The organism is Wolbachia endosymbiont (group A) of Phasia obesa, assembly GCF_964028125.1.
GTDB classification, from domain to species: Bacteria; Pseudomonadota; Alphaproteobacteria; order Rickettsiales; family Anaplasmataceae; genus Wolbachia; species Wolbachia pipientis.
The window spans coordinates 804,579-819,108 of record NZ_OZ034764.1 but is presented as its reverse complement, the minus strand read 5'-3'; the positions used below and the strand labels follow the sequence as shown (position 1 = coordinate 819,108).

14 protein-coding genes, 1 tRNA gene and 1 pseudogene are annotated in these 14,530 nt (G+C 34.6%); 9 read left to right on the top strand and 7 right to left on the bottom strand.

Annotated elements, in window-relative coordinates:
• Window positions 1-3: 3 nt before the first annotated feature.
• The gene (gene murC / locus ABWU29_RS04150; protein ID WP_015588945.1) at window positions 4-1,500 is read right to left on the bottom strand and encodes a UDP-N-acetylmuramate--L-alanine ligase; all 1,497 of its coding nucleotides are present in this window, start codon (window positions 1,498-1,500) and stop codon (window positions 4-6) included.
• 26 nt (window positions 1,501-1,526) lie between these two features.
• On the opposite strand from murC, the gene ABWU29_RS04145 reads away from it, so the two are divergent.
• The 3 genes from ABWU29_RS04145 (at window position 1,527) to ABWU29_RS04135 (ending at window position 6,056) form a co-directional block, all read left to right on the top strand.
• Window positions 1,527-2,201 carry a septal ring lytic transglycosylase RlpA family protein gene (locus ABWU29_RS04145; RefSeq protein ID WP_015588944.1) on the top strand — a complete coding sequence of 225 codons (675 nt, stop codon included), beginning with the start codon at window positions 1,527-1,529 and terminating at the stop codon, window positions 2,199-2,201.
• A gap of 869 nt (window positions 2,202-3,070) precedes the next feature.
• Window positions 3,071-4,435, top strand: a complete 1,365-nt coding sequence (locus tag ABWU29_RS04140) for an ankyrin repeat domain-containing protein (protein ID WP_141457199.1) — start codon at window positions 3,071-3,073, stop codon at window positions 4,433-4,435.
• A gap of 133 nt (window positions 4,436-4,568) precedes the next feature.
• Window positions 4,569-6,056 (top strand): type II secretion system protein GspD, encoded by a 1,488-nt coding sequence (locus tag ABWU29_RS04135; RefSeq protein WP_015588942.1) that lies wholly within the window; start codon window positions 4,569-4,571, stop codon window positions 6,054-6,056.
• Window positions 6,057-6,063: 7 nt separating this feature from the next.
• On the opposite strand, the gene ABWU29_RS04130 is transcribed toward ABWU29_RS04135, so the two are convergent.
• Together ABWU29_RS04130 and mtaB are read right to left on the bottom strand one after the other, a co-directional pair.
• Window positions 6,064-6,975 (bottom strand): P44/Msp2 family outer membrane protein, encoded by a 912-nt coding sequence (locus ABWU29_RS04130; protein ID WP_353280170.1) that lies wholly within the window; start codon window positions 6,973-6,975, stop codon window positions 6,064-6,066.
• Window positions 6,976-7,042: 67 nt separating this feature from the next.
• Window positions 7,043-8,269 carry a tRNA (N(6)-L-threonylcarbamoyladenosine(37)-C(2))-methylthiotransferase MtaB gene (gene mtaB, locus ABWU29_RS04125; protein ID WP_015588940.1) on the bottom strand — a complete coding sequence of 409 codons (1,227 nt, stop codon included), beginning with the start codon at window positions 8,267-8,269 and terminating at the stop codon, window positions 7,043-7,045.
• A 389-nt stretch (window positions 8,270-8,658) separates the two neighbouring features.
• Here mtaB and gatA point away from each other — a divergent pair, with 389 nt between their 5' ends.
• Complete coding sequence (gene gatA, locus ABWU29_RS04120) at window positions 8,659-10,128, top strand: Asp-tRNA(Asn)/Glu-tRNA(Gln) amidotransferase subunit GatA (RefSeq protein ID WP_015588939.1); 1,470 nt, start codon at window positions 8,659-8,661, stop codon at window positions 10,126-10,128.
• 180 nt (window positions 10,129-10,308) lie between these two features.
• Here gatA and ABWU29_RS04115 read toward each other — a convergent pair whose 3' ends face one another.
• On the bottom strand, window positions 10,309-10,902 hold the full coding sequence (locus ABWU29_RS04115) for a hypothetical protein (RefSeq protein WP_227738582.1): 594 nt from the start codon (window positions 10,900-10,902) through the stop codon (window positions 10,309-10,311).
• Window positions 10,903-10,987: 85 nt separating this feature from the next.
• Here ABWU29_RS04115 and ABWU29_RS04110 point away from each other — a divergent pair, with 85 nt between their 5' ends.
• From ABWU29_RS04110 to ABWU29_RS04100, 3 genes are all read left to right on the top strand, one after another.
• Window positions 10,988-11,332 (top strand): transposase, encoded by a 345-nt coding sequence (locus tag ABWU29_RS04110; RefSeq protein ID WP_353280162.1) that lies wholly within the window; start codon window positions 10,988-10,990, stop codon window positions 11,330-11,332.
• Window positions 11,286-11,627 carry an IS3 family transposase gene (locus ABWU29_RS04105; protein WP_095866567.1) on the top strand — a complete coding sequence of 114 codons (342 nt, stop codon included), beginning with the start codon at window positions 11,286-11,288 and terminating at the stop codon, window positions 11,625-11,627. Before ABWU29_RS04110 ends, ABWU29_RS04105 begins: the two co-directional genes overlap by 47 nt.
• Before the next feature lie 238 nt (window positions 11,628-11,865).
• Entirely contained in the window at window positions 11,866-12,030 is a 165-nt protein-coding gene (locus tag ABWU29_RS04100) for an IS3 family transposase (protein WP_081600771.1), read from the top strand.
• 67 nt (window positions 12,031-12,097) lie between these two features.
• Here the strand turns inward: ABWU29_RS04100 and ABWU29_RS04095 are convergent.
• The 3 genes and pseudogenes from ABWU29_RS04095 to ABWU29_RS04085 all read right to left on the bottom strand — a co-directional run.
• Window positions 12,098-12,305: pseudogene (locus tag ABWU29_RS04095) on the bottom strand (IS4 family transposase); the annotation flags it as partial.
• A 221-nt stretch (window positions 12,306-12,526) separates the two neighbouring features.
• Window positions 12,527-13,390, bottom strand: a complete 864-nt coding sequence (locus ABWU29_RS04090; RefSeq protein WP_015589047.1) for a gamma-glutamyl-gamma-aminobutyrate hydrolase family protein — start codon at window positions 13,388-13,390, stop codon at window positions 12,527-12,529.
• A gap of 218 nt (window positions 13,391-13,608) precedes the next feature.
• Window positions 13,609-13,681 (bottom strand) — tRNA-Phe (locus ABWU29_RS04085).
• A gap of 79 nt (window positions 13,682-13,760) precedes the next feature.
• Here ABWU29_RS04085 and coaD point away from each other — a divergent pair.
• Both coaD and ABWU29_RS04075 read left to right on the top strand, forming a co-directional pair.
• The gene (gene coaD / locus ABWU29_RS04080) at window positions 13,761-14,267 is read left to right on the top strand and encodes a pantetheine-phosphate adenylyltransferase (protein WP_015589048.1); all 507 of its coding nucleotides are present in this window, start codon (window positions 13,761-13,763) and stop codon (window positions 14,265-14,267) included.
• 68 nt (window positions 14,268-14,335) lie between these two features.
• Window positions 14,336-14,527, top strand: a complete 192-nt coding sequence (locus ABWU29_RS04075) for a zinc-finger domain-containing protein (RefSeq protein WP_006279326.1) — start codon at window positions 14,336-14,338, stop codon at window positions 14,525-14,527.
• Window positions 14,528-14,530 lie beyond the last annotated feature (3 nt).

Below are 14,530 nucleotides of genomic sequence, written 5' to 3'. Positions count from 1 at the left end.
ACATTAAACCTTAACTTCCGCAATAAGTGCTGCAGTTTCTTTTGCTAGCTTAGCTATATTACTACCAGCACCAATAAATAATACTATATCACTTGGACTTGTCGAATCACTAATAAAATGTGAAATGAGCAAAGCATCATTCATAATTTTTGTGTTATTAAATCCATTACTGATTAAAGCTTTTTGTATATCATCAATCCCACAACCAGGAATAGGATTGTCTTCTGGGGGATGAACAGGAGTGAGGATGACATAATCAAACATCATGAAAATTCGTATGAATTCATCAAAAAAATTACGAATGCGGGCAAAACGAAGTGGTTCGATAATTCCTATTACTTTTCCTTTAGTAATCGAACGTGCAGCCGTTAAAGTTGCATATATTTCATTTGGATGATGGGCATAATCCTCAATTAACTTAACACCTTTAATATCGGCAATCAAAGAGAATCTTCTTGCTACTCCTTGAAATTCCAAAAGGCCTTTTTTAATCTCTGCATCGCTAATTCCGAGCTTTATCGCAACTGATATTGCAGCTAGGGCGTTGCTTACTTTGTGAATTCCAATTGCATTTGATAGTACTATGTTTTTTAAAGGGCTGGATCCCAGTGTCACGCACTGGGATGACATCTCTGTACACTTTCCTTTTGTCATTCCAGCACGTAATGCTGGAATCCAGTTGTTCAACACATCAAATTCTATGCTGTTAGCATGCTGTTTAATGTTGCTGGCTCTTATGCTACCATTCTCAAACCCAAACGTTATAGAATTACCCGCATCATAATCGATGTCTACAGAATCAGGTAAAACTGCAGAACCTGCATTATTCACGAATTGGGAAAATGCATTTTTGATATTATCAAATGTGCCGTAATAATCTATGTGGTCATTGTTGATACTTGTTATGACAGCAATCTTTGCAGGGATTTTTAGCATAGTTCCATCAGACTCATCAGCCTCGATCAGAAAAGTGTCACTCCCTCCAAGTTTGAAGTTGCTCTTATAGGAATTTAATATCCCTCCTACAGTTACAGTCGCATCAATGCTAGAATGATCAAAAATGGAAGCAATCATAGCGGTTGTTGTTGTCTTTCCGCTTGAACCTGAAACCGCTATCACATATTTATCTCTTAAAAGTTCAGCAAGCATGTCTGATCTATGCAAAACGATTTTATTGTTATTTTTTGCCGCAATTAACTCCACATTATCAGATTCTATCGCAGAAGAATATACAACTATTTGAGCTTGGCTTATATTATCAGCATTGTGACCAATGTAAACTTCTATACCCAGCTTTTGTAATCTATCTACATTGTTGTTTGACTGCGCATCACTGCCTTGAACTTTGTAATTGGAATTGTGAAGAATTTCAGCAATGGCACTCATTCCGATTCCACCTATACCAATAATATGTATTATTCCTTCTTGAGTTTTGTTAATATTTAGCAGTAGATGTTTACTCATTACTAAATTTATTATAGTATAATTTAAAATCCTCATAGTATCGAACCCTCTTACCGAATACAATGATAAAAAACCTAGCCTTCCTATGTCTAATATTCGTTTTGATGAGTAGTTGCAGTTTTAGCAACAGGTTTAATTGCACTGCAGGTCATTACAAAATTGGCAGCAGCTACACAATAAATGGTATAACTTATTATCCAAAAAACTGTAAACACTATGAAGAGATAGGGACAGCGTCGTGGTATGGAATAGAAGATCATGGCACGCTTACAGCAAATGGTGAAGTGTTTAACCGTCACTTGATCTCTGCAGCGCATAAGACTTTGCCCCTACCCTGCTTTGTTCTTGTCACTAATTTAGAAAATGGAAGAAAGCTTGTTACAAGGGTTAACGATAGAGGACCATTTATTGAAGGTAGAATAATAGACTTATCAGAAAAAGCAGCTCAAGTCTTAGGATTTCATAAATCTGGGCTTGCAAAAGTAAAAGTCCAATACCTAAGAAAGATGTCAGAACAATTGATACAAAATACTCCTCATTACAGAAAGCAGTATGAAAAAGAAATACAGAAACGTCACCCAAAACAAGACAGTGCAGAAAGTAAGGGATATGTTGCATTTTTTAAAAGTGCTCAGGCTGCTAAATCAGCTGCATCAAAGCTTCGCAATCAAGGAATAAAAAATGTTAGATTGCTTTTTAAGAACGATCAATATTGCGTGAAAGTGAGTTATAGGTAGTGGTGAGTGCAGAATTTGAAAAATTTGGTTAATGTCAGAAACGCTGGCTAACTATTGTAAGTTAAAAATGTGATATAAAAAAGATATCAACAATTTATAGCTATACCACCGCGATATCTCTTAGCCGCTAACACGTAGCGGAATGACGAGCTTATCGTCACGCCACCGCTAACCGTCATACCGCGATTTATTCGCGGTATCTCAGCCGCTAACAAGTAGCGAAATGACAGCAATCCTACGTCATGCCGCCGCTAACCGTCATACCGCGATTCATTCGCGGTATCTCAGCCGCTAACAAGTAGCGGGATGACGAGCTTATCGTCATGCCACCACGAACCGTCATGCCGCGATTCATTCGCGGTATCTCAGCCGCTAACAAGTAGCGGGATACTTGACCTTTACAGGAATGACAGTTGTCGTTTAGCTATAAATATTAAGAAATTTACCAAATAAAAAAAAAGGCAAAGAAACCCTAGGGTAGCTAGTATTCAAATTCTCCCTTGTCTATTTGACGTCTTTTACTGTCTTAAACACTTTATAAGCGCGTTTCGGCTTGTATAGGTAGAAACCTAAAAGTTTTATAAAGACATGAGGTGCACATAGTGCAAAAAATTAAGCATGATTTACGCCAAATACATTAAGTTTTTTGTCATTAATCCACTGCAGAGATTGCGAAGATAAATAAATAGCTTCAGTTTCATGATAAGAGGGCTGGCGGAGTTTGTCAAGTAAGTTTTTCGTTTCATCCAATGCGCTGCCAAAAGTTTGTTATGCAAGAATGCACTAGCCATTTCTCACAGATTCATTTAAACTTAATCAAGTAGGAGTATTATTAACGCGAAAAGAGTTTAATTAGAGATTTAAGTGATATGGCGCGTGAGGAAGATATAAACCAATTAGTAGAAAATGGATTTGATATTAACTCAAAAGATGCAAGTGGAATCACTCTCTTGCACAAGTTCACAAAAGAAGGTGATTTAGTTGGAGTAAAGTCATTACTAGAGCACGAAGCTGATTTCAATGTCGTAGACAACGAAAATAGAAATCCACTGCATTATGCCATTATGCATGGACACAAGAAAGTTGCTAAACTTTTTGTTAATCAACTGACAATTAATTCCAAGGATAAAAATGGATTTACTCCACTGCACCTTGCTGCACTACAAGATGACACGGAATTAATAGATTTTTTGATAACAAAAGGCGCAAAAATTAATGAAAAAGATGTCAAAGAGGGCTATACTCCTCTTCATATAGCTTCACTATACGGTTCTAAAAAAAGCGTCCAAATTTTAATTGATAGCGGAGCAAATCTCGAATGTGAAGATAACAATTTTCGTACTCCTTTGTTTTTAACCATTTATCAATGCACCGCACATTATGACAGCAGAGCAGAAATTATAGAATATCTGATAAAGAAAGGTGCAAATATAGAAGCCAAAGATGCAGAAAATAACACTACGCTTTTCCTAGCAGCGTATAACAACAAAATGCAAATAGTAAAGCTTATTGCAAAAAAACAGCAAGCAAGTAACGATAAAATTAAACTTAAAGAGTTTTTTTGCACAAAAAACAATCATGGTTTTGATGCATTAGATTGCGCTATTGAGCATAATAATAGAAAAATGGTAACATTTCTTGTATCAAAAGGAATAGATGCAAATGATCAAGATTTTAATGGCAACGCCAGGCTGCATAAAGCTAGCCATAATGGTAACACTAAAACAGTTAAGCTCTTATTGAGGCTTAAGGTAAACATTAATGCTGTTACTAAATGTAACAGAACTCCCTTGCTACTGGCAGTTAAAAAAGGCCATACAAAAATTGTGAAAATGTTATTGGAAGTTAGAGCCAATATGAACATTTGTGAGCAACAAGGTTTTGCACCTCTACATCTTGCTGTTCAAAAGGATTATTTTGATATAGCTCAGCTATTAATAGAAAAAGGTGCAGACCTTAACATTAAGTGTAATAACGGTCATACCGCAATAGATATGTTCATTAGCAAGGCTCATAGCAAAAAAAACATCGAAGAAAATTACAAAAAATTTTGCAGATTTTTGATGCTTTACCTGAAAGAGCTACATAGTAAACACAAAGCCTGTTGTATACTTTCAACCCTAGCTCTAAGCCTAACAATTATAGGCTTACCATTTATTTTCAAGCCTATTATTAAATATAGAGAAAGAAGTAAAATATATAAAAAAACTAAGGCTATGCTGGTCTACATTTAAGTACAAGAAGAGTATACAAAAAATACATAGCCAAAGCTAATATATGACAATTATCTGCTCGATGAAAACGAAATTAAATACATTTTTAATATTTTTATAGAAATCTATTAGTATAGATCTATATGCTGTTCTAATGGCTATTTTTAAATGCTTAATACTCCTCTTCATTATTTCTTGCACACATCTACCTACCAAGCAATATCCTATTAACATAGACAATTATAAGCACGATTATCCGTTGCAACAATATAACACCTCTTTGGAGATTAATGAACCGGCAATACCAGAAATTATGCCTTTACCAATAGAGTTTCCCGATCTCACAATCAGTAATCAGCTTATTTCTATTAATGTTAGTGAAGAAGTATCAGTAAAGGATTTGCTGATTGAGATAGGAAAACTTTCTGACGTTAACTTGGATATGGACCCAAAAATATCAGGTAATATTATTTTAAAGCTAAAAGATAAGGATATAAACGAAGTAATTCAGAGTATAGCAAATAGCGCCAAACTGCGTTACTCAACAAGTAATGGTGTAATTAGAATTGAGCAGGACTTGCCATACGCACAAAATTATTACGTAGACTTCATCAATATTCAACATTCTGCTCAAAGCAGTTTCGTCATTAATAACAATATTACTAACAGTGATGGAAGTAACGTTGATAGGGACTATAACAATGTTATGAAGTCTCAATACAGTAGTGACTTATGGAATTCATTAGAAAAAGGCTTGAATGCAATAATGGATGTTAACGGGGTGGATGATGGCGAATTCCTTTCATCCAACAGAGAAGCTGGTGTTATTATTTTGAATGCTAGAAAAGATATCCACAAAGCTGTTGAAGAATATATTAATAAGGTTAAGAAGTTAGCGTCTTCTCAAGTAATGATAGAGGCAAAAATAGTTGAAGTTGTGCTAGATGACAAATACCTTTCTGGTATGAACTTAAATGACTTACAAGATGGAACTAAGTCTATAATAAATCAAGATAACTCCATTATTAACCTAGCAATGAACTTTGGTGCAAATGATCTAGGAGATTTAGTAAAAAATTTAGACAAATTTGGCACTTCAACTGTAATTTCAAGCCCCAGAGTACATGCTATAAATAATCAGCAAGCGATGATTTCATTTACTAAAAACCATATTTATTTTACCTCCGATATACAAAAAGATACTAGAAACTCTAATCAGACCTTAATTACCAAGATGAATAGCGTCCCAATAGGTGTTGTGCTAATAATCCACCCAAGCATTAACATTGATACTAGTGAAATATTCATGGATATACATCCAACTTTATCAAGAATTAACGGCTACACTAAAGATCCAGATATAGAGTACGTCGCACAGCAGAGTAAAATGAAATTAAATAGCGACATTCCAATTGTTGAAATCAGAGAAATGAACTCTATGTTAAAAATTAAGAGCGGTGAAATTATGGTAATCGGCGGGCTTATAGAACATAGAGAAGATAAGCAAAGCTTATTGCATCAGAAATCAAAAAGGCTAGCGAATAATATTAGAACAGTAGAAACTGTCATTTTTTTAAAAGCAACAATCGTACCAACATTTGGTTTGTTAGATAGAAAAGATAAGAATTTATATATATATTAAATTATCACTAAAAATTAAATATCAAACCAACTTCAATATTGTGAGTAGATATGTCATCTGCAACAGGTATCGGAACGCTAAAGTAACGATAGCCGAGAAAGGTTTTGATTTCTGGGATTATTGAATAATCAACACCAAGTTTTATTTGATAAGCAAACCAAGGAACATTCAGTGGCATTGAATTTTGGGGTGACCCATTAATCCTTTTTAATCTAAAAACTGTTGGTCCTATACCAAGACCGATGTACGGAGCAAATTGTGTATCCTGAACGCTGGGATTATAATAGAAGTTTAACAAAAACGCAAATATACTTGCTGATTTATCAAATACCGGAGGAGAATTACTATCTCCAATATTGGCTATAGAATACGCGGCTTCAAAATCAATTTTACCATTTTCTCCAGCATAGTAACCTAAAGACATGCTGCTAAACCACTGGAAATCAATTTTACCATCAAATTGCTGTATACTTTTAATTTCATCTGCCACTATATTTTTTATTATAAAACCATAATGACTTTCAACTAAAGTTAGGACTCTCTCCCCTATTGCCTTTATACCCTTTACAAATATTTCTGAATTATCATGGTATACCTTACCACCGTTAGCGCTAACATAAAAATCAAGTTTTTTTGATTTTTCTTTTGTAGGCTCAGCTTGATCTGCAATACGTGACCACATATTTTTCTGATCAGCTACTTGGAAAACAGAAGGTGGACTACTTTCAAGTTCTTGATATTTTATTGGTATTTCTTTTGCAGTAACCTCCTCAGAACGTATCACACTTTCATCATTGTCTGTTTCTAATTTTAAGGGTTGTACTTGCTCAATGTGTGTACTATTACTAATATAAGTAATAAAAAAATAGACACATGGAATGAAAATTAAAAATAAAGCAATAGATATTTTAGTTATCACAAATGAACCCATAATTATCATTTATAGTATAACTACTATATCATATATTTCTTTAATGTACAAAAAATTAAGGTAAGATACTTCCGATTAGATAATTATTTTCCACTCCTTTAACATTAACTTTCACAATACTCTTGGCTTGAGCTTTTGGTTCAAGCTTTACTAATGCAAAATTTTCTGTTCTACCGATATGATTTTGCTCAACCAGAACGCTTTGCTCGGTGCTGAGCAAAGATTGATAAAAACTGCTCATCATTTCCTTATTCACCTCTCTTAGGTGCTTTACCCGTTCTTTACGTACATTTTCTGGTATTTGCGGCATCCGTGCAGCAGGTGTATTTTTCCGCTCTGAATATGGAAAAGCATGTAGGTAAACTACATTTATTTTTTTTAGTAGATCAACCGTATCCTGAAACATTTCATCAGTTTCTGTTGGAAATCCAGCAATAATATCAGCGCCAAATGCTATATTAGGTCTCAAGCTCTTCATTTTATGATAAAATTCTATCACTTGCTCTCTGTTGTGACGACGCTTCATTCTCTTTAGTATTAAATTATTACCAGATTGTAGACTCAAATGTAAATGAGGCATAAGTCTTGACTCATTAGCTATTAAATCCATTAATTCGTCGTCAACTTCAGCAACATCGATAGAGGAAAGTCTTAGCCTCTTCAACTCTGGTATATCCTTTAAAACTCTCCTAATCATTGAACCAAGTGATGGCTTACCCAACAAATCTGTACCAAAGTCAGTAATATCAACCCCTGTAAACACTACTTCTTGATATCCATTTTCTACAAAGATCCTGATTTGCTCTATAATACTGTTTATTGGCACAGATCGATTATTCCCTCTTGCCTCAGTAATTGAACAAAATGTGCAGCTATGATTACAACCATTTTGAATTTCAATAAATGCCCTTGACTTATCTTCAAATCCATTAATTAGAACAGGTTCTACTTGGTTATCACTGACCAAGATTTTATCGTCATTTAGTAAGTAATTTTCAGCTTTTAGCTTATCTTGATTACCGAGCACTTTACTTACACCAGGAATGCTACTGTAAACTTCTGGATCCAACTGAACAGCACAACCAACTACGATAATTTCTTTATTTGGATCATTTTTGTAAATCTTACGTATCTTTTGCTTTACCTGACGTTCTGCTTCGTTTGTCACTGCACAGCTATGCACCACAACAACATTTTCTCTCTTTGCTTTTTTTAATGCTTCTTTGATTAACTCGCTCTCGTAAAAATTTAGACGACAACCAAATGTTATCACTTCATTCATGTTAGTATTTTTTGCTTTAATAGACCTAAATTATATCAAATATCCAAGCAAAGTCTCTTGCATGACTATTTTTTTGTAAATAAATGCTATGCAAGCAGCAGACACTGGGATCTCAACGATTTTCACTCAGACACAGTATCACTCCTTTGCTTATTATAGTCTTTTGACCTTTTTAAGATACAATCCGGATTGGATACTGAGTTGGTGAGTATAAAAGTATAGCTTCTACGTCATACCGCTGCGGTATCTCTTAGCCGCTAACAAGTAGCGGGATGACGATTGTCGGTGAATCTAAGTTACCTTAGCTACATTTCTAGCTGTAACTATAAATGTATGGATTTTTTATCGTGCCATGTTATAATTAACGTCTTGCTAAAAATTAAATATTGATGAATGAACTAAGAAAGTTAAGTATTACACAAATGCATGACGGGCTCAAAAAAAAGAGTTTTTCTGCCGTTGAACTCGTAGAGGCGCACATCAGTGCGGTTGAAAATGAGAAATTAAATGCATTTATAACAAAAACCCCAGAGATAGCAATGAAAGCTGCTAAAGCTGCAGATGAATATTTCTCTAGGCAAAAGGATGATTTAATCTCGCCGCTCATGGGTGTACCAGTTGGCATCAAAGATCTATTCTGTACAAAAGGAATAAAAACAACAGCATGCTCAAAAATGCTGGAAAATTTCGTTCCGACTTACGAATCTACGGTGTCTGACTTGCTTTTAAAAAGTGGAGCAGCCATGCTCGGTAAGCTTAATATGGATGAATTTGCTATGGGTTCTGCGAACACAAACAGCTATTTTGGCCCTGTCGAAAATGTGTGGATTAGAAAAAGTGATGGGGAAAAAGTTGTTCCTGGTGGATCATCTGGTGGATCTGCAGCATCGGTGGCTGGATTTTTATGCGCTGGAGCACTAGGGAGTGACACCGGTGGATCTGTACGCCAACCAGCAGCTTACTGTGGAGTAGTTGGAATAAAGCCAACTTATGGAAGATGCTCGCGTTTTGGTATGATTGCATTTGCGAGTTCTCTAGATCAAGCAGGAGTCATTACTCGTTCTGTCTCTGATTCAGCATTAATGCTGGAAGCAATCTGTGGCTATGATACAAAAGATTCAATATCAAGTAGAAAGCCAGCACCTAAATTTTCCAGCTTTATAAATGGTGATGTTAAGGGTAAGCGTATTGGTATACCAAAAGAATATAGGATGGATGGAATTTCAGAGGAAATAGTCCATAATTGGGAGAAAGTTGCTTCCTATTTAAAAGAAAATGGCGCTGAAGTTGTTGACGTTACTCTGCCACATACTAAATATGCAATACCAGTCTATTATTTAATTTGTTCTGCTGAAACTTCATCCAATCTTGCTCGTTATGACGGTGTGCGTTATGGGTTCAGGGTTGATGCTGATACCCTTGAAGAAATGTATTCACTAACAAGAGCAGAAGGTTTCGGTAAAGAGGTGAAAAGAAGAATTTTAATTGGCGCTTATGCGCTTTCTTCAGGTCATCATAATGAATATTACGAAAAAGCGCAGTGCATTAGGGCATTAATCAGAAATGATTTTATAAAAGCGTTTGAAAAAATAGATTACATACTTGTGCCATCTGCTCCAACAGAAGCTTTTGGCTTAAATGAAAAGCCAGATCCGCTAATTATGTGCATCAATGATGTGTTTACTGTGCCGGCAAGTCTGGCAGGATTGCCTGCTATTTCTGTTCCTGTTGGGCTCTCCAATGAGGGTTTACCACTTGCCTTGCAAGTGATTGGAAATTATTATGATGAAGCTGGAATATTAAATGTGGCAAGTGTGATAGAGCAAAATTGCGGCAGAATAATTAGACCTCTTGCATAATCTATTTTTTGATAGTAATTTTTGCATTAAAATTTGCTTACGCTCCTCAACGTACTCTATGGTTCCATTTTTAGATGAATAGCAAAAACAGGGTATATTAATCTGTTTACAAAATTTTCGTGTAACAGTTCACACTTAATTAAACAGACTGAATTCTGTAATTTTGGGATGTTGAAAAATTTACCTCACGTTGTCATTCCAGCGCATAACGCTGAAATCCAGATTTATAGAAACGAAAAAACTTGCTTGACACCCTTCGCCAACCCCCTTATTATGATGTGTAGTACAATGATACAAATTAAGAATTCCCCCATCCTGTGCTGGTTCTTCGATCTGAAATCCTACTTCTACCTGATCACAACCAATGTTAATTTGTCCTATTAATGCTTTAATAATGCCGCGCTTAGTTTGCCAATCTAGCTGTTCCAGGTTCGATTTTACACTAGAATAAAAATTCTTTATGCTATTTATAATAAGACTTATTCCTTTTTCTACTGCCTTCTGATCAACTACCTTTTTTTTCTCTTCTTCTATCCCTTGTAAGCGTTCTTTCATTTTTCTCATTGTCTGTTTAAATTCTTCCTCGCTTATATATCCTTTCTCTCCTGCATTTTCTTGACTATAATAATCTTCCATTAATTTTTCGATACCTTCTTTTATTTGATTTTCTCTTCTTGCAAACTTTTTCTCTGATGATTCATCATTTTTATTTTCTAATACTCTACGTTGGTATTCCTTTTTTATCATCTCTGGGTTTTTTAGTACATCTTTCACCTTTTCCCATACTGACCTTACCCAGAAAAAGTGGAGAGAAAAAAAAGAGTTTTTTCGGGTAAAATAAAATTTTGGAGGATTAGAAATGGTAAGAGAATATACGGCAGAATTCAAATTGGAAGCTGTTAAGCTGGCAAATGAACAAAGAAAGGTAGGTCAAACAGTTGCAAAAGTAGCAAGAGATCTAGGAATAAGGGATAGTGTATTAGGAAAATGGATGAAGAAATATAACGAAAAAAAGTCAGCGGCAAATGCATTTCCAGATGTAGCACCTTATGACAAAGAGAGATTTGATTTACAAAGCAAAAGTAACAAGAGAAAGAGACATTTTAAAAAAAGCCCTGGCCAGTCAAAAAGAGTAAAATATTTTTTCATAAAAGAGCATAGTAAACACTATAAAGTGCAGGAATTATGTAGGGTTTTCTGCTAGTGGCTACTATAAGTGGACTACAAGGAAAATAAGCAGTAGAGAATCAGCAAATAAAGAGTTATTAGCAGATATTCAAAAAATATATCAAGCTTCTAAATGTAGATATGGAGCTCCTAAAATTCATGCTGAATTAAAGGCTTTGGGTAAAAGTTGCAACTTAAAAACAGTGCAAAGTATTATGCAGAAAAATGGTATTCAGGCTATATTGAGAAGAAAATTTAAAATTAAGAAACAACAAACGGACAGTAGCTCCCAATATATTAGACCAAAACTTTATTGTCGATCAACCAAATAAAGTATGGGATTACTTATATAAAAACCAAAGAAGGATGGCTATATTTGGCAACAATAATCGATCTATATTCACGCATGGTAGTTAATGAGCAGTTCAATAAATAAACAATTGGTTATGGACTCTTTATTAATGGACGTTAACAAGCGTAAACCTGCCAAAAATCTACTATTACATAGTGATCAAGGTTCACAATATACTTCGCAAGGTTATCAATATCTCTTATCCATAAAAAACATAGATGAGTCATAAAGGTTGTTGTTACAACAATTCTGTTGTGGAAAGCTTCTTTAGCTCATTGAAAAGAGAAATACTTATTGATACTTCACAACACTCTGCTCAACAAACTAGAACTGCAATATTTGAATACATAGAAATTTTTTATAACAAACAACGTCACTATTAACTATTGCATTCCTGAGCATTTTGATTCATCATTCTCTTTGTGAAAAACATTCCAAACTTTCTCTCCACTTTTTCTGGGTAAGGTCACATGTCAATGGCTCCATAAGTTCACATTCTATTCCCAAACTTTTTTTAACTAACTTTAAAATCATAGAAAATACTGTCGAAAAAGGAAGTTTTCTTGTTCGTGTAAAACTCAACACAATGGATTTTCTGAAAAGTTTTCGAGTATATTATATTTTTAATTTGTAGAATAAGGTTTTTTCCTTTTTGCATATTTCACCTAAAAAGGACACATTTTAGACTTCTTTGTTGAAATAAAACAGAAACAAAAGTGCTGTCCCTTGCACTCTTTGGATAATTTAATGATAAAAAATTTGGAGAGAAATTTTATACACTATCGCTGATATTTTTCCTTAAGTTGACGCCATTGCCTGAACGGATACATGACAAATCTATCGTTTATCAAATCGTCGGTAAGCCTAAAGCTATAGCCATTAAGCACGATAAAGAAAATCATTCATAATCGCTATAGCAACTAGTGTAGACACTTGACGTTCCTTGTGATTTGATAAATAGAGGTTTTTATCTGACTTCACAACAAGGGCTTCTGGATGACTTTGAAAGTGAACATTACCATGCTTATCTTCAATAGCCTCTATTACCCCCTCACTGGAAAATGCTGCAACTTTATATCCAAGTGACTCCAATTTTCTTCTATTTTCTGGTGTATTACTTACTGCTCCTGAATGAGCATCTGGAAAATATGTTGAAAACCAGCCATTTTCATTAGGTATTAGGAATTTGGCTACTACTTCTGCTAAACGACTATTTGGAACGATCTTTATCTGCTGGAGAGGTACATCCTCTTTCTGTGGATTAGGTGCTGATTTTAAATGAGATCTTCGTTTCTCTTCATCACTCACAACACTCACTACTTCAATTCCCTTTGCATTCATTATGCCTTCACATATGCCAAGCAAATGAATTACAGGGTTATCATCCACTATTTTTACAATTGCTTCAGTAACAAGCTGGCGACAAGGAGTGGGTGCTGAGTGTAAATTATCCGGAATAAATATTCTATTTATTTTGTGCTCTTTAACAAACTTTGCAACTTCAACTTTTATTCGGTCTAATGTTAGCTTCTTTGCCAATGTTTCATCTTGTTTTGCGAGATTAAGTGACTCTGTCTGAATTTTTTTAAGGCTAATTATCTTATTATAATCAATCAGTACAGTCTTAACCCCAAAGTTATTAAACATCTCATAGATATTTTGAGATAGCCCAAGTTCATGTGCTTCTTCCGTTTTCAACAAACCAACAACTACGTCATTATTTACTGTATTTTCTGCCGTCAAGACAGTTGACACTGGTTCTTCTTTTCTGGTTACATGTTGAGATGCCGGTTTTTCACTAACGCCAGCATAAGTAATATTGCTTAATAATAGAACTATAATTAATAAGATATTAAATAGTTTATTATAATATTTATATACTATGACTTGCCTCCCTAATATTTATATTACGATATAGAGTATTTTATAACAAAAAGGCAAGTTTGCCAAGAAAGAGAAGGTGGCCTGAGCAGGAATCGAACCAGCGACACAAGGATTTTCAGTCCTTTGCTCTACCAACTGAGCTATCAGGCCAACTGTATACTTTTATTTTTAGATAAAAAATGTTATTATGTCTATCAAAAGTTTTTAAAGTAGTTTATAAAAATAAAGGATGAACATTAATGACAAAATAGGAATCTACCCTGGCACATTTGACCCTATAACTTTTGGGCATATTGACATAATCAAAAGAGCGTGTAAACTAGTCGATAAATTAATAATAGGAGTTGCAGAAAACGTTAATAAGCATACTGCCTTTGACACAAAGCTACGCACAAGCATGGCTGAAAATGAAATCAAAGGACTAGGAATTGATGCAGATGTTATATCTTTTAATGGGTTGCTAGTGAAGTTTGCCAAAGAGCAGAATGCTTCTGTTATTATTAGGGGATTAAGAGCAGTATCGGATTTTGATTACGAGTTTCAAATGAGCTGGGTAAATTATAAACTTCTTCCTGAAATCGAAACCATATTTCTTCCTGCTTCTGAAGATACTCAATTTATCTCATCAAGTTTTGTAAAGGAAATAGCAAGATTAGGAGAAGATGTTAGCAAATTTGTATCAAAAGGCGTTCAAAACGAATTGATTAACCTGAATAGGATAAAAAATGGAGAATAGTGCTTGTTGTTTTTTATTTCTGAATGGGTATATTCAATATATAAAATGTTATAAGCTAAAGGAGCAGCATGTCAAAAGTGAGGGTTAATAATAGAAAAGTTTGTTGTCATGGTGATGAGAATGATGAGGGTTCTGGCCATCCATTAATATATTTAGATATGGGAGAAGAAGAGGAAATAGCCTGCCCTTATTGTGAAAAGACGTTTGTCCATGACTGCACTGTAGAAGCGGTTGGGGAGCTGACTAGGGATGAACTCTAATGG